We start from the raw sequence: 22,495 nt of genomic DNA on the forward strand, positions 1-22,495 counted from the left end.
ATGGTGAGGTCTTTAATGCCGAGTTGAATTAAGCCATCGATCAGTTCAGCAGGTTGTCCTGCTGTACCAAAACCACCGATCATGATGGTTGAGCCGTCCTTTATTTGCGAAAGTGCTTCTGTTAAAGAAGCTGAACTTTTATCAATCATAATATTGTCCTAGGCACAGCGTACCTATTAACTTTTAGAACTTGGATTGGAGCTTGGAGTTGAAGCTAAAGCTGAAACGTCAGGGCTGCGTTTGGTTAAAATCAGATGCGCAGTTAAACCAATAACGATGCCCCAAAAAACGGAACTTAGACCCAAAAAGTGCATACCTGAAGCCGTGGCTAAGAAGGTAATGAGTGCGGAATCTCGTTGAGATTCATCTTTCATGGCTACAGCGATATTGGTTGAAATAGCACCCAATAAGGCCAAGCCGGCCAAAGCGGCAACAAGCTCTTTCGGCAGCAAGCTGAATAGCAGAACGATACTGCCTGCAAACAAACCACCTAAAATATAGAAAATGCCGTTAGCAACGCCTGCGATATAACGCTTTTCTTTTAACTCATGCGCATCTTTGCCCATACACAATGCAGCGGTAATGGATGCCAAAACGATGGTAATGCCACCTACACAAGCGACAGCCAATGACGCAATACTAGTGATCGTGATAATCGGCTTGGCAGGCATGTCATAACCGCTCAGTTTCATGATGGCCATGCCTGGTAAAAACTGTCCTGTCAGGCTGACTAAAATCAGAGGCAGGGCAAGGTTTAAGGTGGAATGCCAAGTCCATTCAGGGCTAATGAACTGAGGAATAGCAAGTTGGAAATCTAAACTCACCGCATTCATTTCACCAAGCCCAAAGCTCAAGGCTACACCTGAAAGCAGTACCCAAAGCATGCTATAGCGTGGTGAAATTCGTTTTGCAACTAAAAAGACAAACAGCATGCTAAACACAATAATCGGCATACTGTCAGTTGCACTAAACAGACCTAAACCAAACTGAAATAAGATTCCAGCCATCATCCCCGCGGCTACCGACTGCGGAATCCATTTCAATAATTTATCGAAGTAACCACTGATCCCGATCAGGAAAATCACCACAGCTGAGGTGATATAAGCGGCTACAGCTTCATTCAGGCTAATATTCGGGAACAGCGTGACCAACAAAGCCGTACCTGGTGCAGACCATGCGGTAATTACAGGGACTTTGAACTTAATGGAAAGAAAGATCCCTGCCACGGCTGCCCCAATAGAAATACCCCAAATCCATGAAATCATCATGGTCGGGGAAACCTGAGCTTGTTGCGCAGCCTGAAAGAAGATAATGAGTGGTCCTGAATAGGAAATCAGCACCGCCAAAAATCCTGCGACAGTGGCTGAAATAGACCAATCTTCTTTCAAAGTTTTAAACAGGGTAGCCATTCATTTGCCTCCATGCAGACATGATCCTGTATACAAAAGTAATGTAACGATCAATTAGCCTTGATCGCCACCGCCTACAGGAACAACTGTACCTGTCATATATGACGAATCATCTGAAGCAAGGAATACAATCGCATTCACTTGTTCCTGAATCGTGCCATAACGGTTCATAAAACTACGCTCAATGGTTTGATCGACCACTTGTTGCATCCACGACTTTTCATTTTCAGACAGTGGATTTGCATTACGTGGCACTTTACGTGGTGGCGCTTCGGTTCCACCTGTCGCAACTGCATTCACTCGGATCCCATCTTTGGCATGCTCAAAAGCAAGTGATGCAGTAAGGGCATTAACCCCACCTTTGGATGCCGAATAGGGCACACGGTTGATGCCACGAGTCGCAATAGAAGACACATTTACAATCGTACCTTTCTGATTTTTAATCATTTCAGGTAAAACTGCACGACAACACCACAGCGTTGGAAATAATGAACGATTTACTTCTTTGATGATTTCTTCTTCAGAAAATTCTTCAAAAGGTTTCATCCAAATTGCACCGCCGACGTTGTTGATGAGTACATCGACACGGCCATAGACTTCAAGCGCTTTGTTTACAACACTTTGTGCACCTGCGAAGGTTTCAAGGTTGGCTTTGACTGTTATTGCATCACCTTGTTTCGTTTCAATTTCTGCTAATGTTTCATCGACATAGTCAGATAAGTCGGCTAAGACAACTTGTGCGCCTTCATCAGCCACTTGGAGGGCAACACCGCGACCAATGCCTTGAGCGGCACCAGTCACAATCACGACTTTGTTTAAAAATCTTTGACGATCAGACATGATAAGTGGCCCCAATCAGTTTGCAGAGAATTTTTCAAACAGGAAGTTTGCAGGTTTCACGCCTTCGCTATCTAACCAACCACGAACAGCATCAACCATAGGGACAGGACCACAAAGGTAGACATCAACATCACCGCCATTGAGCCATTCATTGTCAATGTGCCCAGTCACATAACCTTTACGCTCATGTGCAGAGTCTGGACTTGCAACCACAGTACGGTATTCAAACCATGGCAGTTTAGCTTGGAGGGCATTGAGCTGTTCTAAAGCAACTAAATCGAAGTCATTGGTAACACCAAACACCAAACGAACAGGGTGTTCAGCGCCTTTTTCTTCTAAAATCTGTAGCATAGACATAAAAGGGGCAATACCTGTACCGCCTGCAAGCATGACAACAGGACGAACAACATTACGCAAGTAGAAGCTACCAAATGGACCAGTAAAGGTCATTTTGTCACCGGCTTTGGCAGCACCACTTAAAAAGCTACTCATTTTGCCATTCGGCACATTACGTACCACAAAGCCAGTTAAACGGTTGCCTGGTTTCGAGCTAAATGAATAGGAACGAGTTTCTGCTGTCTCTGGAATTCCGACGTTGACATATTGACCAGCAAGGAAGTGAATGTCAGGTTGACCTTCATCAAGCTGAATATCAAAAGTAATGGTCGATTCTGATAAGTTTTCGACAGCGACTAAAGTGCCTTGATACTGGTGAATTTCGGTTTTACAGACTTCAGATGAAGCTTGTATTTGGAATACGGCATCCGAAGTCGGACGGCATTGACACGCCAAAATATAGCCTTGTTCCGCTTCTTCTGGTGTTAACGCATCTTCAATATACGTCTCTTCAGGCATGTCATAACTACCAGATTCGCAAAAAGCGCGGCAAGTCCCACATGCACCATCACGGCAGTCTAGCGGAATGTTAATTTTTTGGCGGTAAGCGGCATCTGATAAAGACTCACCTTGAGTCACTGTAATAAAACGCGTTACGCCATCTTCAAATTGAAGTGCAACATTGTGGTTTGACATGGCTGAATATCCTTTAAAAACTTTGAAACTTGGAACTCTCAGCCAAAACTCCATTTGGCTGAAAGAATACTAAGGATGTGTGGCTAAAACTTAGAGGTGATAAACATCAATCACTTGGTTGATATAATCGTTTTTCAATACCACGTATTTACTTAAAATTTGTGGTTTTTCACCTGAAAAATCGATTTCATAGCGTGACATACCAAAGTAGCTATAACTGGTTTTGTAGCGGAAACTCAGCGTATTCCAGTTAAAGCGGACAGTAACTTTATCGCCATCACGCTCAATTACTTCGATATTGTTCACATTGTGACAAGTACGTGTGTCTGGCATGGTCGCAGAAGAGCGTTCAGTTTTAATCCGGAACACACGGTCTTCTAAACCTTGGCGGTCTGGGTAATAAATCAGGGAAATTTCAGACTGCGGGTCTGTAGTCAAGGTATCGTCGTCATCCCATGCAGGCATCCAAAACGATGCTGAAGGGGCATAACATGCAAGCCAGTCGTCCCATTGTTCATCATCTAAAAAGCGCGTTTCTTGATACAGAAACTGACTGACTTTTTCGATACTAACGGTATTTAGTGTTGTAGGAGCATTCATGCCACTTCTCCTTGTTCATTTGCAGTTTCAACAGCCAGTGCTTTTTCATTGGCAATTGCAATTTTCATCATGTCTAACCAGTGTTGGTGCTGTGCAAGATAGAGGCCTTCATCTTCAGTTTTTACGCCTGAAAGTTTTGGTTTTAGACCAATTTCATTGGCAGCATCATCTGGGCCATGAATCCAATGTTTTGAACCGCGGCACATATCATTCCATTCCAGTTCAATGCCTGCGTAGCCCGCTTGGCATGCACGGAATTCTTCTAAATCATCTGGTGTTGCCATGCCTGAGGCATTAAAGAAGTCTTCGTACTGGCGAATACGGCGCGTACGTGCTTCCGTGTCTTCACCTACAGGCGCGATACAGTAAATCGTGACTTCGGTTTTATTGACTGAAATCGGGCGCAGTACGCGAATTTGTGAACCGAATTGATCCATCAAATAGACGTTCGGATAAAGACAAAGGTTACGTGAGCGCTCAATCATCCACTTCGACATTGCTTCGCCAAATTTTTCAGAGTATTCATCGGCTTTCGGGAAGTTTGGGCGGTCTTCTGGATTTGCCCACTGTGTCCAAAGCAGCATGTGACCATTGTCAAAACCGTATGAACCACCGCCTTGTTTGCCCCAAGCGCCTGCGCTCATGGCACGGATGTTGTCACCCGCTTGTTTTTCTTTACGTTGTTGAGTAGTCGCTGCATAGTTCCAGTGCACCGCAGAAACGTGATAACCATCTGCGCCATTTTCTGCAGTGAGTTTCCAGTTGCCTTCATAGGTGTAGGTAGACGCGCCACGTAAAACTTCAAGACCTTGTTCAGACTGATCCACAATCATGTCAATGATTTTGCTGGTTTCGCCTAAGTATTCTTCTAAAGAGGGAACATCTGGATTTAAGCTACCGAACAAGAAACCTTTATAGTTGCCAAAACGTGCAACTTTTTTCAGATCATGTGAACCCTCATGGTTAAAACAGTCTGAATAACCTGCATCTGCTGGATCTTTAACTTTTAAAAGTTTGCCAGAGTTGTTAAATGTCCAACCGTGGAAAGGACATGTATAGGTTGCTTTATTGCCACGTTTATTACGACAAAGCTGTGCACCACGGTGTGAACAGGCATTGATCATGGCATTGAGTTCACCATTACGGTTACGTGCAATCAGAATAGGCTGACGGCCAATATACGTCGTGTAATAGTCATTGTTATTTGGAATTTGGCTTTCATGTGCCAAGTAAACCCAGTTACCCTCGAAGATATACTTCATTTCTAGGTCAAAAAGGGCTTGATCAGTAAACACTGAACGATGAAGTTTGAATTCGCCTGTTTCAAAGTTGTCGACAAGTAATTCGTCGATACGATCAAGATGGCTAGTATTAATAACTGGGATACGTGGCATGTCCGTTCTCCGACTTTCCAAAAGTGAGGAAGTCCCCGAAATGCGACTTTGCAATAGCTATTTCGGTTCCAAAGGGTAATTAAGCGCTAGCGCGACGACGTTCAACTTCAGTTGATGGTGCAGCCGCTTGGTCTTTCACCAGTTCAACATTGAATTGAATGTGTTTGAATGGACCAGTTAAATCACGGCGTGCAATTTCAGCTTCATCGGTGATGTCGACAGCGGTAGCCACTAAGCCTTCACGTGTTGCAAATGCAAAGTCATCCCACAGGTATTGGTCACCCTCAATGTTGAATTGGGTGGTTAACTTACGATAGCCTGGTGCAGATACGAAGTAATGCACGTGCGAAGGGCGGTTACCGTGACGGCCTAACTTGTTCAATACAAATTGAGTTGTCCCTTCTGGTGGACAACCATAACCGACAGGCATCGTGGTGAGAGCAACGTATTTGCCATCTTGGTCGCTAATGATTGAACGACGTAGATTGAAGTCTGATTGTGACTTATCGAAGAAAGAGTAATTGCCTAGGCTGTTGGCATGCCAAACTTCAACTTTTGCACCTTCAATAATCTGACCATCAGTGTCAGTCACTGTCCCTTCAATAATCAAAGTCGGAATTTTGCCTTCTTCAGAACCATCATCCATACGCGCAAAACCAACCGATTCAGGTGCGCCAGCTACGTATAAAGGACCTTCGATGGTACGTGGTGTTCCGCCTGTAATGCCTGCTTTGGCATCGGCTTCATCTGCACGTAAGTCGAGGTAGTGCTCAAGACCAAGCCCTGCTGCAAGTAAACCAAGTTCGTTGGCTTGGCCTGCATCTGTAAAGTATTCAAGACCTTTCCAAACTTCAGTTTGACTCAAATCTAAGTCTTCAATCGCTTGGAATAAGTCACCCAATAGGCGAACCACAATTTGTTGAGTACGTGCGTCTACAGAACCTGTTGCTGTATCCACATTCATTGTTTTGATTAATGCATCAATCTGTTGACGATTCATACTATTGCTCCTTAAGTATGTTTGCTGTGTGGTGGCTGGCTTTATGGATTTCTTTAAAAGCTTAGCTGCCACGTTCCTTGTTAATATCCTTCACTGGATCGTAGATTAGATGTCAGTGATTAAGTTGTTTCAATTCGACCATTTAATTAACGATCATCTTCTCGAATAGAAGATGGATGTCTGTTTAACGGCATCACTTCAATGTTCATATACGGGTACAGGGGTAAACCTTGCAAAATGTTGTGTAGCTCTTCATTGCTGTCTACATCAAAAATGCTGATATTTGAGTACTGACCGGTAATGCGCCAAATATGTCGCCATTTGCCTTGAGCTTGTAGCTCTTGCGAATATGCCTTTTCGACTGCTTTAATTTCACTGGCAGTTTCAGCAGGCATATCCAGTGGAATGTTTACATCCATACGTACGTGAAAAAGCATGTGTAACTCCTAAACGGTTAAGACGTCGCTTAAGCGCGGCGCAGCTGATCAATCTTGTTTTCATCCAATTCAATACCGAGTCCTTTGCCTTGAGGTAGATGCAAAGCGAAGTCAGTGTATTGAAGTGGGTTTTTTAAAATATCTTGGGTTAAGAGCAGAGGACCGAATAGCTCGGTGCCATAAGCTAAATTTTCAAAGGTCGAGAACAAATGTGCCGAAGCAATCGTGCCGACTGCACCTTCAAGCATGGTTCCGCCATACAAATCAATGCCTGCTAAGTTGGCAATCTTCGCGACTTCATGACCTTCAATCAGACCACCAGACTGAGCCACTTTGACTGCAAAAACAGAGGCCGCATTGGTTTTGGCTAAACGGTAGGCTGAGCTCGGCCCCATGAGCGATTCATCCGCCATAATGGCAAGATCAAAACGTCGCGTTAAACGTTGCATCGCATCAATGTTGTCGATTGCACAGGGCTGTTCAATCAGGTCAACACCACCATTTTGTAGGAGTTGAATACCTTTAATCGCATCTAGCTCAGACCATGCACGGTTCACATCGACACGGATGGAAATGTCTGAACCCAGCGCTTGTTTAATGGCAAGAACGTGTTCAACATCTTCTTCTACACGGCGTGAACCGATTTTAAGTTTGAAAATATTGTGGCGTTTCGCCTCAATCATTTTTCGGCCTTCAGCGATGTCTTTTTCAGTGTCGCCAGATGCCAATACCCAAAGTACAGGTAAGCTGTCACGTAAACGGCCACCCAATACTTCAGAAAGAGGTAAATCTAAACGTTGCGCTTGGATGTCGAGTAGTGCGGTTTGAATTGCACATTTGGCAAAACGGTTACCATTAATATTCTTTTTCAAAGCACGCATGGTTTGTGCGATGTTTTGAGCTTTAAGGGACTTTAATAAAGGTGCAAAATAAGTTTCAATATTGGTCTTAATGCTTTCTGGACTTTCTTCACCGTAGCCCAGTCCACCAATCGTTGTCGCTTCACCCCAACCGACAAAGCCATCTTCAGTGCTGATTTTCACCAAGACAAGCGTTTGCGTTTGCATAGTCGCTACCGCCATTTTGTGTGGGCGAATAGTGGGGATTTCGACGAGTAAGGTTTCTATAGATTTATACATCTTAACTCTGCGCAGCCTTGCGTTGTGTACCTGATTTGATATACCTTAAAAGAATAAATATGAACTGTCGAAGATCAAATTAGCATTTTAATATATCTTAAAGGTATAAATAGTCATGGAATTGAGACACCTCCGCTACTACGTAGCTGTTGTAGAAGAGCAGAGTTTTACCAAAGCTGCTGAAAAATTATTCATTGCACAGCCTCCTTTAAGCCGCCAGATACAAAATCTGGAGGCTGAATTGGGCGTGCAATTATTTGAACGTGGCAGCCGCCCACTCAAGACCACGGAAGCAGGTCAATTCTTCTATCAACACGCTGTTAAACTTTTGTCTAATGCCGAAGAAGTTAAAGCCATGACACAGCGTGTAGGCTTGGTTGAAAAAACGGTGACCATGGGCTTTGTGGGTTCGTTGTTATATGGGTTATTGCCTAAAATTGTGTATTTATTTCGCCAACAGCAGCCACATTTAAAAATAGAATTGATTGAAATGAGTACCAAAGACCAAATTCAGGCCTTAAAAGAAGGGCGGATTGATGTTGGTTTTGGACGCTTACGTATTTCAGATCCTGCTGTGCGTCGGGTTTTACTGCGTGAAGAACCGTTGATGTTAGCGGCACATTCTAGTCATCCTTTGACGGCGCAAAAACAGGGCGTGTACCTGTCAGACTTAGTCGATCAAAACTTATTTCTTTATCCAAGTCATCCCAAGCCAAACTTTTCTACCCAAGTCCAAGGGCTGTTTTCAGAATATGGACTCGAACCTAAACACTTAAAAGAAGTTCGTGAAATACAGTTGGCACTGGGGTTGGTTGCCGCTGGAGAAGGAATTTGTGTGGTTCCAGAAAGTGCACGAACCATTCAACTGCCGCATTTGAACTATATTCCAATCTTAGATGATGCAGCGACTAGCCCCATTTTTCTGGCGATTCGTTCCATGGATGAAAGCGAGGATATTCGTTCATTATTTGATTGTATTTATCAGGTCTATGACCTTGAAGCGATCAAATATGACCGTGCATTTATCTAAACTTGGAGATTTAAATTCCACGATACTTTTAAAGGCTGCATTTTAAAACGAACCATTTCAGCCATCCTTGGGGATGGCTTTTTTATAGTCATAATCGCTTGGTTTTGCTTATTTTCTGTCTCTCACTGCAATCATGGCCTATATAAGCTATTTATTTAAAACAATAAAAACCTTAACCGACCTTAAAGGTATAAATATAGAGTTATTCGGTTTTGGACAAGAAAGCTACTTTTGCTGCAATGTGCACAGCAACAAACATTCGCAAGCAGGAGGCTTAAAGTGAATACAAATCCAGTTAACATCAACACGGTGGTCGATGAAGCCAAATTTACGCCCTTTCATTGGAGTGTACTCATTTGGTGTCTACTGATTATTATTTTTGACGGTTATGATTTAGTCATCTATGGCGTGGCACTGCCACTTCTGATGCAAGAGTGGGGACTCAGTGCAGTACAAGCAGGCTTACTTGCGAGTACAGCCTTGTTTGGCATGATGTTCGGTGCAATGAGCTTTGGTACGTTGTCTGACAAATTGGGCCGTAAAAAGACCATTATGATTTGTGTGGCTATTTTTAGTGGCTTCACCTTTCTAGGTGCATTTGCAAGCAATCCTATTGAGTTTGGTATTTTACGTTTTCTTGCGGGACTGGGTATTGGTGGGGTGATGCCAAACGTGGTCGCACTCATGACTGAATATGCTCCGAAGCGTATTCGTAGCACACTCGTGGCGGTTATGTTCAGTGGTTATGCCATTGGTGGCATGACGTCAGCTTTACTGGGTGCATGGTTGGTAACAGACTATGGTTGGAAAATCATGTTCTATATCGCCATCATTCCATTTTTGGCTTTACCGATTCTTTGGAAGTTTTTACCTGAGTCGTTGATGTTCCTGACTAAAAAAGGCGAAACTGAAAAAGTCCGTGAAATTGTGCAAAAAATTGCACCGGAGCAAGCGATTCAGCCTGAAACGACATTTAAGCTCAACGAACCTGTTGCTGGTGATGACGCTCCATTAAAGGCATTGTTCCAACAAGGCCGTACCTTTAGCACCATGATGTTTTGGGTGGCATTCTTTATGTGCTTACTCATGGTCTATGCGCTTGGAAGCTGGTTACCAAAACTAATGATTCAAGCGGGCTATTCGCTTGGTGCAAGTATGATTTTCTTATTTGCTTTAAATATTGGCGGTATGGTTGGAGCAATTGGCGGTGGTGCGCTCGCAGACCGTTTCCACTTAAAACCAGTTTTAACGACGATGTTCACCTTGGGCGCAATTGCACTGATTCTACTCGGTTTCAACAGTCCACAAATGGTGCTGTACGGTTTAATTGCGATTGCAGGCGCAGCAACTATTGGTTCACAAATTCTACTGTATACCTTTGTCGCACAGTTCTATCCAACTGCTGTGCGCTCTACAGGTATGGGCTGGGCTTCAGGCATTGGACGCATTGGCGCAATTGTTGGGCCTGTACTGACAGGTGCATTGTTAACTTTTGAGTTGCCACATCAAATGAATTTTCTCGTGATTGCGATACCTGGTGTGATTGCAGCTTTGGCAGTGTTTATGGTCAACTTAAAAGTATCCGTAGATGGTGAAAAAACCAAATCAAAACAAGTGTTTGATGCTGTTAAATCCACAGCCAATTAAATAATACTGAACCCATGAGTCTAGTGCATTAGTAGTAGGCTCATTTCAAAAACTGTATGAACTGTTAAAATCAATTTGCTTTTTATAAGTTGTTTTTTAACGCGATTTTTAATGCGATAAAAAGTTTCATTTTAAAGTATTAAAAAAAATGCATTGCGTTAGAAAACAGCGATGAAAAAGAGAGCTAAATATTAAAGAGTAAAAGTCAGGACAGACTTAAATACACAGGACCCGTGTTAAATGAAACAATTTAAGAAGAACGTTTTAGTTGTCACTTTATCCATGTTAAGTAGTGCAGCATTACATGCACAAAGCAATACGACGGCAGAGATAGAGCAACTTAGAAATGAAATTAATGCGTTAAAACAAATGCTTCAACAAAATACTCAGCAACAACAGCAGCAAGCTGTTCAATTGAGCGCTGTTGAACGTCAAGTGTTAACGACGCCAAAAACGGTTGAAAAAACGGGTTTAGGTTTGACCAAAGGTGGGGCAGAGTTCAACTTATACGGTAATGTTCGCGCGGACGCATCGTATCAGGCTGAAGGTGGTGCTCGTGATATGCCCTATAACCAAATCAATAGCGTGCCTTTAGAAGGAAATGCTGAAAATAGCGATCGTTTAAGATCAACTCTTTCTGCAACGCGATTAGGTTTAGACTTTAAAGCACCAGTCGCCGATCAGAACTTAAATGCCAAAATTGAAGTCGACTTTTTAGGCGGTGCAAACCTTGATAATTTACGTATTCGTCATGCGTATTTAAACTATGGTAACTGGTTAATTGGGCAAACGTGGTCAAACTTTGCCACACCAGACTATATCCCTGAAACGATTGATGCTTTGGCTTATGTGGGTGCCTCAATTAAACGTACACCTCAAGTGCGTTATACCCATAAATTCACGCCAAATACTAACTTAGTCGCAGCTGTGGAAGACCCGAAAGATGCCAGCATGAGCCAACGTATGCCTGCATTTACAGGACGACTGAATCATAAGTTTAATGATGCACTTTCAGTTAGTGGACGTGCAATGGCACATGAAAAACGCATTCAAAACCAGGAAGAGTGGGCATATGGCGTAGGTGTTGGTGCCAAATTTGACATCACCCCAGTAACTTCTGTGAAAGCGGATTACTACCATGTCAAAGGCGATAGCAGCTTTGTGTCCTTTACTAACCCTGGCGTAGTTGCAACAGGCACAAGTATTGAACAAAGTGAGTTTGACTCCATTACTGTCGGTTTAACACAGAAGTTTAATGACAAACTACGTGGCACTTTGGCTTATGGTTATATGACTTTTGATAAAAATCAGGACTACCTTGATGCTGTAGCGGATGACACCAAAATCAATAAAAACTTATGGCAGGCATGGGGCAATTTATTCTATAGCCCAGTTCAGCCTGTTAGCCTTGGCGTCGAGTATGTCTACGGTGAGCGTGAAGCATTTGCACCTGCAGCAAATGGCAGTAAGAAAGGTGAAGACAACCGTGTGAACTTGGTTGCGATTTATAACTTCTAATGCTTGAAGTGATAATCCATTTTCACTTTGATATGTATAGATCGAAGTGAAATTTCACAAAGAAACCGAAGGATAACTCCTTCGGTTTTTTATGCCTTGCTGTTTAATTTCCTCGATACTCAGTTTTGAGGAAATGTTGCGAAAGTAATGCAATAGTAGAAGTTTCGTCAGAACTTAAGTTATTTGTCACATAAGAATAAGTCATGAAAATAAAGCACAGTTGCTGCCATCAACGGGTTACATTAGGTGAGGTAAGTAACTGTATATAGAGTACTTGATGACAATAACATGGATTCTTTTTACGCTTATGGCCGCTTTTATGCAGGCTTGGCGCAACGCTTTTCAAAAGCAACTCAGTACCACTGTAGATGTTTATGGCGTGACTCTAGCGCGGTTTATCTTTGCTTTACCTTTAGCACTGATTTACATCAATTGTCTTTACCATTTCCAACCTGTGACAGAGTCCGTCCATTTTAATCTCCGTTTTGCTATTTACGTGCTTATTGCGGCGTTGAGCCAAATTGCAGCAACAGCATTGATGGTTCAGCTTTTTAAGCAAAAAAATTATGCGATTGGGGTTGGTCTTGCTAAAAGTGAGGCGGTACTTGCCGCGATTATCGCCGTGGTCTTTTTATCCGATCATTTAAGCCTTTTAGGCTGGTTTGGAGTTGCCGTGGGAGGCTTCGCGGTATTTTTACTGTCCAAAGGGCGGGACTTTTCTGATTTTTCCGTACAAACCTTATGTATAGGTATCGGTAGTGGTTTATGTTTTGCCATTACCTCGCTCTTGGTACGTGAGGCCAGTTTAGAACTAACAAATTTACCGTTTATTCACCGTGCAGCTTGGGTGCTCTTAATGGTGATTGGAACACAGTGCTTTTTACTTTTAATATATTTGGGGATATTTCGCCGTGCAACGTTATGGGCTATGTGGCAACGTATTGGACTTACATTTCGTGTCAGCTTATGTAGTTTTTTGGCGTCACTGGGTTGGTTTAGTGCCATGAGTATGCAGTCCGTGCCCATTGTAAAAACCTTGGGGCAAGTTGAGATTATTTTTAGTATGTTGATTTCAGCCTACTTCTTTAAAGAAAAGCTGGCACGTGCTGAACATCTCGGTATTGTATTGGTAGTGATTGCTGCATTTTTAGTGATTTGGGCTTAAAGTCTGATCTTTACACAGCCCCTGTCATTCATTTGTAATGACATTAACCATTCAAAACATAATTTAACTGCCGTATTACTAGTATTCAACTCAAAAAAATAGAGATTAAACCCATGTCTAGGTTTAATCTCCAAAATGTGTTCTTCTCGTGGAATTCAATTCTGAGGCCAATATTTAGATGTTGATATCAGTGTAACAAGCTTCAGATTCTTACTGAAGAAGGTAGTTTTGATCTGCACCGACAAAGAAAATCACACCTATACAAAAAAGCCCACAGTAAATCGCGAACCAGATAATCATGTTTTTAAATGCTTTATCTGAAATTGAACTATCTGCATATTTTGCTGGTTTTTTTGAGTCTAGATCTTTCATGGTTACTGCACTCAACTGAGGTGATGAGTACATTATGCAAAGCAAAAGGCTGATCAAACAGATACAAAAACAAGATTAAAAAAATATAACAGATGAAGCAGAATTGCTTAGGGCTGTTATAGTCTAAAGCCTGTGTGACACACTATGTAGATATCAGTAACTTGTTTTCAGAGTCCTATCACTTGAAAATACAAGAAAATTAAAAATGATCTTATATTTAAAATACCACTCATGAATTTTATACATACTGAATCATTAGAAATGATCATTTCATTCATGACTGTAATTTTTGTACATTAACTAAAATAGCACCTTGTCTGCGTAGACTAGAGCACTTGAACCTTCACTAGGCGTTTAAGTTAAAACGATATTTAGAGAGCATTATGAGAAATTTTGAAAATAAAGTGGCTGCGATCACAGGCGCAGGTTCAGGCATTGGTCAGCAGTTAGCGATTCAACTGGCAAAGCAAGGTACACATTTGGCACTCAGTGATGTCAATGAACAGGGTTTAGCGGAAACATTAAACCACGTCAAAGATTATCCTGTTTCAGTCACGCTTACAAAACTAGATGTTTCAGATCGTAAGGCAGTAGAGGATTGGGCAAAGCAGTGTCAGCAAGACTGCGGGCAGGTCAATTTAGTTTTTAATAATGCAGGGGTCGCGTTAGCGAGTACTGTTGAAGGCTTAAGCTATGAAGATGCCGAGTGGATTTTCAACATCAACTTTTGGGGTGTGGTGTATGGAACCAAAGCGTTTTTACCCTATTTAAAACAAAGTGGCTCTGGGCATATTGTGAATATTTCAAGTTTATTTGGGCTCACTGCTCAGCCTACTCAAAGTGCCTATAATGCGACAAAGTTTGCTGTACGTGGTTTTACCGAGGCACTACGTCAAGAGTTAGATTTGCAAGACTGTGGCGTCAGTGCAACTTGTGTTCATCCGGGGGGTATACGTACTAATATTGCCAATAGTGCTCGAATGAGTGACAGTATTCGTGCATTAGGTATGAACCCAGAGCGTGCCAGCCGCTCTTTCAATAAAATGCTTAAAACCCCGCCAGATGTAGCAGCACAGGCCATTTTAAAGGCTGTGAAAAAAGATGAGCGCCGTGTCTTAATTGGAACAGATGCCAAAATTATCGATCTCGTACAGCGTATTACACCAACAGGCTATACACAGGCCATGAACTTTTTGACAGGAAAAAAACGTCGTAAATAAAGACGTATTCACATGAAAGATGATTTTATCATTTTAACCGAGTATGCTAAATCGAGTAATTTTTAAATTAAAAAAAGCTTCGATTTCAATGGTGAAGCATTCCGTTAAATAAAATGATAAGGAGTCCTACATGAGTGGTTCTCATAACCATGATCACAGTCATGTTGAAGTGACTGCAAAAAATGCCAAGAAATTAACCATTGCACTTGCCTTGACGTTTACCTTCTTAATTGTAGAAGTAGTTGCAGGATTTATCACGCAAAGCTTGGCCTTACTGTCCGATGCAGCGCATATGTTTACCGATGCCGCTGCTTTAGCCATTGCTTTAGCAGCCATCAAAATTGGGCAAAAGCCTGCCGATGATAAACGTACTTTTGGCTATCAACGGTTTGAAATCTTGGCTGCTTTGTTTAATGCCATGATGTTGTTTGCGGTGGCGATTTACATTTTATATGAAGCCTATCAGCGTTTTAGTCAGCCACCTGAAATCCAAGGTTTGGGGATGTTGGTTGTTGCGGTTTTGGGTTTAATCATCAACCTAATTTCAATGAAAATTTTGGTGTCGAGCAGTCAAGACAGCTTAAATGTGAAAGGGGCTTATCTTGAAGTGCTCAGTGATGCCTTGGGCTCTGTGGGTGTGATCATTGGCGCACTGGTGATTTATTTCACAGGTTGGATGTGGGTAGATACCGTTATTGCTGTGTTGATCGGCTTTTGGGTCTTACCTCGAACTTGGGTGCTACTGAAACAAAGTATCAATATTTTGCTCGAAGGTGTACCAAGTGAAATTGATATTGAATCTTTACGCAATGACTTGCTGGCTTTAAAGGGTGTACAAGGCATTCATCAGCTTAAAGTTTGGGCCATTACCTCTAAAAATGTGCATTTAACAGCGCATTTGATTGCACCTGATGTAGATCAGAGAGCTTTATACCACCAAGCTGTGGAGTTATTGGGGCATGAGCATGGCATTACGCAAGTGACTTTGCAGATTGAAGAAGATGAATGCCATCCACACCAACATGAACATAGTCATTAAAAAGACTTGACCTTAGACTTAGTCTAGGCTTTACAATAGCGTCACTTTATTTCAGTACGACATTATGCGTTCTACCACGTGGATTAGCGTCTTAGTTGCTTTATTCATGTTCCAAAGTCTTTGGAACGTGGCGGCAGCTTTTTGCGTCCATGAAGAACAAAAAGCTCAAGTCGTGACGCAACAAAGTTTTCATTTTGGCCACCATCAAACCACCTTGTGTGTGTCTGATGATAAGGCACACCAACCAAGCAGTGTTGATGACCATACTCAAACGGCAAATGATCAGTTTGAATTGGGTGAAGACCATCAAGATCATTTGCCCTCAATGGCACATTTGATTATTCCGAAAGAAAAAAACTATCAACTGCCACTCGCGCTTGAACTTCGTGAGCGTCCGCAGTTTTTTTGGCACAATGCCTATCAAGCCCCTGATTTATTGGGGCAACATCCTCCTCCTGAACTTTCCCCGCTAATGGTGGGGTAGCCTAAAACATTTCCCACCACTTCTTCTAAAAATTAGTGGGAAAAATCATGTCGAATCAATTTAAGGCGTTTATACGCCAAGCCCTTGCTGTGGGCATAACAACAGCCGCGATGCAATGGAGTTTTGCCGAACCGATCAAGACTTTGGATGAAGCTTTAGCAAAAGTAGAGCGCTATCAAAACCAAAGTGACATTGGGCAACAGCGTCAAAGCATTACAGAGCTGAACATCAAAAACAGCGGTCTATGGCAAAACCCTAGTTTAAATATCAATCAAGATGGTTTTGGTTCAAATACCGATCAAGAGCTCAGTATTGCCATCAGTCAGCCCTTAGATGTTTTTGGACAGCGTAAGCTCAATCAAAAACTCGCAAAAACAGCGCAGAAACAAGGGCAGTTACAGCAACAACTATGGACAGCACAAAGCCAATTGGTGGTGAAATTTGCATGGTCTCAGTTGGCTTTGGCACAAGTTGAAAAATCGCTGTACGCCGCACAACTCAAAGTGAGTCAAAACAATTTAGACAGTGCCAAAAAACGTTATCAGGCGGGCAGTATTGCTTTGGTTGACTATGAACGTGCGCAAATCGAAAGTTTGGATATGCAGCGCTTTTACCAACAAGCGGTACTGTCAGAACAAGTAGCACAGCGTCAACTCTCAAACCTTTGGGGCGAAACCAAAGCCGATATTCAACTCAATGCGACCTCAATGCCATGGCCAGATCAAAGCGATGCCACAGTACAGCGCTATATTGCTGAAGGTTGGTTGGAAAAGCTGTATGCACTGAACATTCAACAATCCAATTTAAACATTGAAAGTTTAAAAGTGCAGGCACGTCCCAATCCGACCTTAAATGTCGGCATGAAACGGAGTCAAGCACCGAATGAAAGTAGCGATACCACATTAGGTGTCGGCGTGGATATTCCACTGAATATTTTTAACCGTCAGCAATACAGCATTCCGATGGCCCAGCGCCAGCAAAGCTTGTTGAATCAGCAGCAACAGCGCGAGTTAAAACAGCAGATTTTAGATATCGCCAATGCCATGCATGAGCTCAAAGGACTAAATAAACAGTTCAGTTCGATGAGCCAACAAACCACTTTGGCAGAACAAGTGCAAGTCCGCACGTTGCAAGGTTTTAAAGCAGGAAAACTGTCTATTACCGACATTCAACAAGCCAACTTACAACTGCAAAGCATACGCCTTGGGCAGTTGCAGCTATTACGTCAAGCTTGGCAGACTGCATTGAGCGCAGAAGCACTCAGCCTTGGTACTAGCTACGAACAGATCAGTAGTTCAGATGCTTATAGCCAAATCAGTAAAAATTCAATCGCACAAATACAAGACCTCATCCTTGGCGGAGCACAATAATATGCAACTAAAAAACCAATTTGGAAAAATATCACAGCCATTGATGATTGGGCTTTTGCTCCTAATTACATTCCTGATTGCTATTGGAATTTGGTTTAGCTCGAAAGATAAAACCACTGATGAACATGCGCATGCCGAACATGAAGAATCTGAACATACGGATGAGCCCGAGGCAGAAAAAGGACATGCCGAGGAAGGTGAGATTCAACTGACGGCACAGCAACTGACAGAGCAAGGCATTCAAATCGCTTCAGCTCAACAAGGTGTGGTGTCTCAAGTCACCGTTCTTCCCGGAAAGCTTGTGGTTAATACCGATCAGCAAGCTCATATTTCGCCAAACTTTGGTGGGCATGTGGAACAGGTGAATGTTGAGCTTGGTCAAAACGTACAAAAAGGGCAAACTTTGGCTGTGCTGTCTGTGCCTGAACTGATCGATCAACAAGCCAATTTGCGGATGGCTCAAGCCAGTTTGGATTTGGCACGTCAAGATTATCAACGTGAACAGCAGTTATGGTCACAGGGCATTTCTGCTAAGCAAGACTACCAACGGGCAGAAAATGCTTACCGACAAGCGCAGATTACTGTGCAGTCCGTGCAAAGCCGCTTAAACGCTCTAGGGGCAACAGGTGGAGTAAATGGTCGTTTTGCCATTAAAGCCCCCATTTCAGGTGTGATTAGCCAAAAAGATATCGTGGTGGGTGAAAACGTACAATTGGCCGATCAGCTTTTTGTGATTGAACAATTTAAAGAGTTATGGCTTGAGTTTAATCTGCCTGCTCAGTACTCAGGTCAGTTACAAGCCAATCAGAGTCTGACATTTAAGCCGAATGCTTCTGAGCAAAAATATGAAGCCATTATCCAAAGCTTAACCTCTCAAGCCGATGCACAAACAGGACGCTTGGTGGTACGTGCTAAGTTAAAAAGCCAAGCGGCGGAACTACGTCCAAATGTTTTGGTAAACATCTTTTTAGACAATACCAGTTCAAAAACAGCGCTTCGCGTCCATAAAAGTGCTATTCAAAACATTGAAGGTCAAACTTCGGTATTTGTGGTCGACGCTGAACAAAAAGGACAAGTGCATTTGAAAGCGCAGCCCATTCAACTTGGGCAAGCTTCAAATGACGCCCAATGGGTAGAAGTGATTTCAGGCTTAACCGCCGGACAGCGCTATGTCAGTCAAGGTAGCTTTGTGCTTAAGTCTGAACTAGAAAAAGGCGAGGCTGATCATGCACACTAATCATGATTTACCCAAGCCTGAGGGTTTGTTTGAACGAATTATTCAGTTCTCTATTCAAAATGCAATTTGGGTCATGCTCTTTGTCTGTACATGGATTGCGGTCGGAGTTTATAGCTATCAAAAACTGCCGATCGATGCAGTGCCCGATATTACCAATACGCAAGTACAAATTAATACCCAAGCCAATGGTTTTACCGCACTGGAGGTTGAGCAGCGGATTACCTATCCGATTGAAACTGCAATGGCTGGTATTCCAGATTTACAGCTGACTCGTTCTATTTCACGTTATGGTTTGTCCCAAGTCACTATTGTATTTGAGGATGGCACAGATATCTATTGGGCACGTCAGCAGATTAATCAGCGGGTACAAGAGGTCAAGGCAGATTTACCCAGTGATGTTTCCCCAACCATGTCACCAGTTTCGACGGGTTTAGGTGAAATTTATCAATGGGTCATTAAGGCCGAACCGAATGCCAAAAAAGCGGATGGTACAACTTATAGCGCTATGGATTTGCGGGAGATCCAAGATTGGATCGTTCGCCCACAGCTGCAACGTGTTGCGGGGATTGCAGAGGTCAACAGTATTGGCGGGTTTAACAAAACCTATGTGGTTGCTCCCGACTTAAACCGTATGCAACAGTTAAATATTTCCTTAAGCCAACTACAAACCGCTTTACAGGAAAATAATGAAAACCGTGGTGCCGGCTATATTGAAGAAAATGGTCAGCAGCTTACAGTGCGTGTTCCAGGCACGCTCAACAGTCTTGCAGACATTGAAAATACAACGGTTGCCAGCCCAAATGGGAACCCCATTCGTGTCGCGGATATTGCGCAGGTTTCAATTGACCATGACCTCCGAACAGGAGGTGCAACCTATAACGGCGAAGAAACTGTACTCGGCATCGCTATGATGATGATGGGGGAAAACAGCCGAACGGTGTCTATAGCTGTAGATGCCAAAATTCAAGAGGTGCAAAGCAGTTTACCGCAAGGTGTCAAAATAGAAACGGTTTATGACCGCACGACTTTGGTGGAAAAAGCCATTAAAACAGTGCAAAAGAACTTGGTTGAAGGCGCAATCTTGGTAATTGTGATCCTCTTTTTATTCTTAGGTAATATTCGTGCGGCGTTAATTACAGCCTGTGTGATTCCACTGTCTATGCTATTTACTTTAACGGGTATGGCACAACAGAACATCAGTGCCAACCTGATGAGTTTAGGTGCTTTGGATTTCGGTATTATTGTTGATGGCGCAGTGGTGATTGTTGAAAACTGTATTCGCCGTTTAGCCCATGCCCAGCAGTTACTCAAACGGCCGTTAACTCAGTCTGAGCGCTTTAAAGAAGTGTTTTTGGCAGCGCGCCAAGCCCGCCGTCCACTCATTTTTGGTCAGCTGATTATTTTAGTGGTGTATTTACCGATTTTTGCACTGACTGGTGTAGAAGCAAAAATGTTCCACCCAATGGCTTTGACTGTTGTACTTGCACTCGTTGCAGCCATTATTTTGTCGATCAGCTTTGTGCCTGCGGCTGTCGCACTTTTTGTTAAAGGTGACATTAAAGAAACTGAAAGCCGTTGGATGTTGTGGTTAAAAGAGCGATATCAGCGGGTTTTGGACTGTGCCTATCAGTATAAAGCGGTGGTTTTGACCTTCGCATTGTGCTTATTGATGTTGACGGGATTACTTGCAACGCGTATCGGCAGTGAGTTTGCACCACAACTGAGTGAAGGTGACTTTGCTGTACAGCAACTGCGTTCCCCAAGCACTGGTTTAGAAGAATCACTTCGTATTCAGGAAAATACGGAAAAGCTACTTCTGAAAAAATTCCCTGAGATACACGCTATTTTTGCGCGTACGGGTACGGCTGAGGTAGCGACCGATGTGATGCCACCGAATATTTCAGATGGTTACGTCATGCTGAAACCCCGTGATGCATGGCCAAACCCAAAAGAAACACTGGATGAACTGCGTAGCCGTATGCAGGCCTATTTAGCAACGTTACCCGGTAACAACAGTGAGTTTTCTCAACCAATTGAACTGCGTTTCAATGAGTTAATATCGGGTGTACGTAGCGATGTCGGTGTCAAAGTCTTTGGTGATGACATGCAAGTATTAAATAGGGAAGCTGAAAAAATCAGTAAATTGATTCAACAGGTTTCAGGCAGTACCGCCGTTAAAGTTGAACAAACGTCGGGTTTACCTTTGCTCAATGTTGAAATTGATAAAAGCTTGGCGGCGCAATACGGCCTAAGTGTCAAAACCATACAAGACTATGTATCAGCAAGCATTGGTGGGCAAAATGTTGGTGAAATTTTACAGGGTGACCGCCGTTTTGACTTTGTCATTCGACTCAGTGAACAAGACCGTAGTGTCAGTGGGATCGCGCAACTGCCAATACAGCTTCCGAACGGTGGCAGCATTCTGCTCACCGATATTGCCACTGTAAAAATGATGGATGGCATCAACCAAGTTAGCCGTGAAAATGGCAAACGTCGTGTGATTGTCACGGCGAATGTGGAAGGGCGTGATTTGGGCTCTTTTGTCACAGAAGTACAAAGTCAGCTTAAGCAGTATCCTCTACCAAGTGGTTACTGGATTGAATATGGTGGTCAGTTTGAAAATCTGGCCTCGGCGCAGGCTCGAATGCAGATTGTGATTCCACTGGCGTTATTGACGATCTTTATTTTACTGATGGCCGTTTTTCATAACATCAAAGAAAGCTTGCTGGTGTTCACGGGTGTTCCATTTGCTCTAACTGGTGGTGTGCTTTTCTTGTGGTTAAGAGACATTCCCTTATCGATGTCGGCGGGCATTGGTTTCATTGCACTGTCCGGCGTTGCCGTCTTAAATGGTTTGGTCATGCTGACCTTTATTAAAGAACTAAGAGAGCAATACCGCTTACATGAAGCCGTTTGGCAGGGAGCGATTTTGCGATTAAGGCCTGTTTTAATGACCGCTTGTGTAGCGTCTTTAGGTTTTGTTCCCATGGCGCTTGCCACGGGCACAGGAGCAGAGGTTCAACGTCCACTGGCGACCGTGGTGATTGGTGGAATTATTTCTTCGACGTTATTGACCTTGGTGCTATTGCCAGTGTTGTATCGTTGGATGAATGCAAAAAAAGAAACGAACGTTTAATCCCTTAATCAGTTGAAACATGAGGAGGCAAAATAGTCTCCTCATGCTTTTTTATACTACTTGATATCAGTCTGATCGCTTTTGGGAGTTAAAAATGGCAAATCTGTTATAGTCTGTTATATTTTTTTCACAAAGAACTGTATCTGTCCTTTCGTATAGGAAACCTTAGAATAATGAATATAGATAGAGCGTTGAGGTATTGGAAATGAACTTTTTACTGAAGAAAAATAGAGCTTGGTTTGTATTCTTTATCATTACTTTATATTCGTTTCTTGGATTTTTTCTTGGATTTATCATTTGGGAATATTTCTTGAAATGAGAATTGAACAAATTTAGCAGTCAGTGTTTTAGAAGTTAATGCTAAATGAGATTAACAATGTTTCAAAACAAATGTCTCATTATGAATATAACACTTACATTTGTCTT

Annotated in this window: 20 protein-coding genes; 11 read left to right on the forward strand and 9 right to left on the reverse strand. The window is 42.7% G+C overall.

Annotated elements, in window-relative coordinates:
• The 9 genes from RR876_RS15625 to RR876_RS15665 form a co-directional block, all read right to left on the reverse strand.
• Positions 1–149 (reverse strand): CoA-transferase (locus RR876_RS15625; RefSeq protein ID WP_332637102.1); only part of this gene is annotated, 149 nt, incomplete at its 3' end.
• A gap of 27 nt (positions 150–176) precedes the next feature.
• Positions 177–1,409 (reverse strand): benzoate/H(+) symporter BenE, encoded by a 1,233-nt coding sequence (gene benE, locus RR876_RS15630; RefSeq protein WP_332478127.1) that lies wholly within the window; start codon positions 1,407–1,409, stop codon positions 177–179.
• A gap of 54 nt (positions 1,410–1,463) precedes the next feature.
• Positions 1,464–2,249 carry a benzoate diol dehydrogenase BenD gene (benD, locus tag RR876_RS15635; RefSeq protein ID WP_332478126.1) on the reverse strand — a complete coding sequence of 262 codons (786 nt, stop codon included), beginning with the start codon at positions 2,247–2,249 and terminating at the stop codon, positions 1,464–1,466.
• A 15-nt stretch (positions 2,250–2,264) separates the two neighbouring features.
• Positions 2,265–3,281, reverse strand: a complete 1,017-nt coding sequence (gene benC, locus RR876_RS15640; protein ID WP_332478125.1) for a benzoate 1,2-dioxygenase electron transfer component BenC — start codon at positions 3,279–3,281, stop codon at positions 2,265–2,267.
• A gap of 90 nt (positions 3,282–3,371) precedes the next feature.
• A complete protein-coding gene (benB, locus tag RR876_RS15645; protein WP_332478124.1) occupies positions 3,372–3,881 on the reverse strand; it encodes a benzoate 1,2-dioxygenase small subunit in 510 nt (169 codons plus the stop codon).
• Positions 3,878–5,275, reverse strand: coding sequence for a benzoate 1,2-dioxygenase large subunit (benA, locus tag RR876_RS15650; protein ID WP_110975457.1), 1,398 nt, complete (start codon positions 5,273–5,275; stop codon positions 3,878–3,880). The genes benB and benA overlap by 4 nt, the downstream gene beginning before the upstream one ends.
• Positions 5,276–5,354: 79 nt before the next feature.
• Entirely contained in the window at positions 5,355–6,275 is a 921-nt protein-coding gene (gene catA, locus RR876_RS15655; RefSeq protein ID WP_332478123.1) for a catechol 1,2-dioxygenase, read from the reverse strand.
• 146 nt (positions 6,276–6,421) lie between these two features.
• On the reverse strand, positions 6,422–6,712 hold the full coding sequence (gene catC, locus RR876_RS15660) for a muconolactone Delta-isomerase (protein ID WP_005399484.1): 291 nt from the start codon (positions 6,710–6,712) through the stop codon (positions 6,422–6,424).
• 29 nt (positions 6,713–6,741) lie between these two features.
• Positions 6,742–7,851 carry a muconate/chloromuconate family cycloisomerase gene (locus tag RR876_RS15665; protein WP_238893622.1) on the reverse strand — a complete coding sequence of 370 codons (1,110 nt, stop codon included), beginning with the start codon at positions 7,849–7,851 and terminating at the stop codon, positions 6,742–6,744.
• Between the two features lie 115 nt (positions 7,852–7,966).
• Between RR876_RS15665 and RR876_RS15670 the strand changes: the two genes are divergently transcribed.
• From RR876_RS15670 to RR876_RS15720, 11 genes are all read left to right on the forward strand, one after another.
• Positions 7,967–8,881: a LysR family transcriptional regulator gene (locus RR876_RS15670; protein ID WP_005399482.1), complete on the forward strand. Its 915-nt coding sequence runs from the start codon at positions 7,967–7,969 to the stop codon at positions 8,879–8,881.
• A 279-nt stretch (positions 8,882–9,160) separates the two neighbouring features.
• Positions 9,161–10,528 carry an MFS transporter gene (locus tag RR876_RS15675; RefSeq protein WP_010326682.1) on the forward strand — a complete coding sequence of 456 codons (1,368 nt, stop codon included), beginning with the start codon at positions 9,161–9,163 and terminating at the stop codon, positions 10,526–10,528.
• A gap of 240 nt (positions 10,529–10,768) precedes the next feature.
• Entirely contained in the window at positions 10,769–12,046 is a 1,278-nt protein-coding gene (locus RR876_RS15680) for a DcaP family trimeric outer membrane transporter (RefSeq protein WP_332478122.1), read from the forward strand.
• Positions 12,047–12,323: 277 nt separating this feature from the next.
• A complete protein-coding gene (locus RR876_RS15685) occupies positions 12,324–13,211 on the forward strand; it encodes a DMT family transporter (RefSeq protein ID WP_332478121.1) in 888 nt (295 codons plus the stop codon).
• A 755-nt stretch (positions 13,212–13,966) separates the two neighbouring features.
• Positions 13,967–14,803, forward strand: a complete 837-nt coding sequence (locus RR876_RS15690) for an SDR family NAD(P)-dependent oxidoreductase (RefSeq protein ID WP_332478120.1) — start codon at positions 13,967–13,969, stop codon at positions 14,801–14,803.
• 130 nt (positions 14,804–14,933) lie between these two features.
• Complete coding sequence (locus RR876_RS15695; protein WP_332478119.1) at positions 14,934–15,842, forward strand: cation diffusion facilitator family transporter; 909 nt, start codon at positions 14,934–14,936, stop codon at positions 15,840–15,842.
• A gap of 64 nt (positions 15,843–15,906) precedes the next feature.
• Positions 15,907–16,326, forward strand: coding sequence for a cation efflux protein, CzcI-like (locus RR876_RS15700; RefSeq protein ID WP_332478118.1), 420 nt, complete (start codon positions 15,907–15,909; stop codon positions 16,324–16,326).
• A 47-nt stretch (positions 16,327–16,373) separates the two neighbouring features.
• Positions 16,374–17,696: a TolC family protein gene (locus RR876_RS15705; RefSeq protein WP_332478117.1), complete on the forward strand. Its 1,323-nt coding sequence runs from the start codon at positions 16,374–16,376 to the stop codon at positions 17,694–17,696.
• Position 17,697: 1 nt separating this feature from the next.
• The gene (locus RR876_RS15710; RefSeq protein ID WP_332478116.1) at positions 17,698–18,933 is read left to right on the forward strand and encodes an efflux RND transporter periplasmic adaptor subunit; all 1,236 of its coding nucleotides are present in this window, start codon (positions 17,698–17,700) and stop codon (positions 18,931–18,933) included.
• Positions 18,923–22,069: a CusA/CzcA family heavy metal efflux RND transporter gene (locus tag RR876_RS15715; protein ID WP_332478115.1), complete on the forward strand. Its 3,147-nt coding sequence runs from the start codon at positions 18,923–18,925 to the stop codon at positions 22,067–22,069. Before RR876_RS15710 ends, RR876_RS15715 begins: the two co-directional genes overlap by 11 nt.
• Positions 22,070–22,274: 205 nt before the next feature.
• Positions 22,275–22,388 (forward strand): hypothetical protein, encoded by a 114-nt coding sequence (locus RR876_RS15720; protein ID WP_010326689.1) that lies wholly within the window; start codon positions 22,275–22,277, stop codon positions 22,386–22,388.
• Positions 22,389–22,495: the final 107 nt, after the last annotated feature.

Origin of the sequence: Acinetobacter sp., assembly GCF_036666595.1 — a bacterium.
Lineage (GTDB): Bacteria > Pseudomonadota > Gammaproteobacteria > Pseudomonadales > Moraxellaceae > Acinetobacter.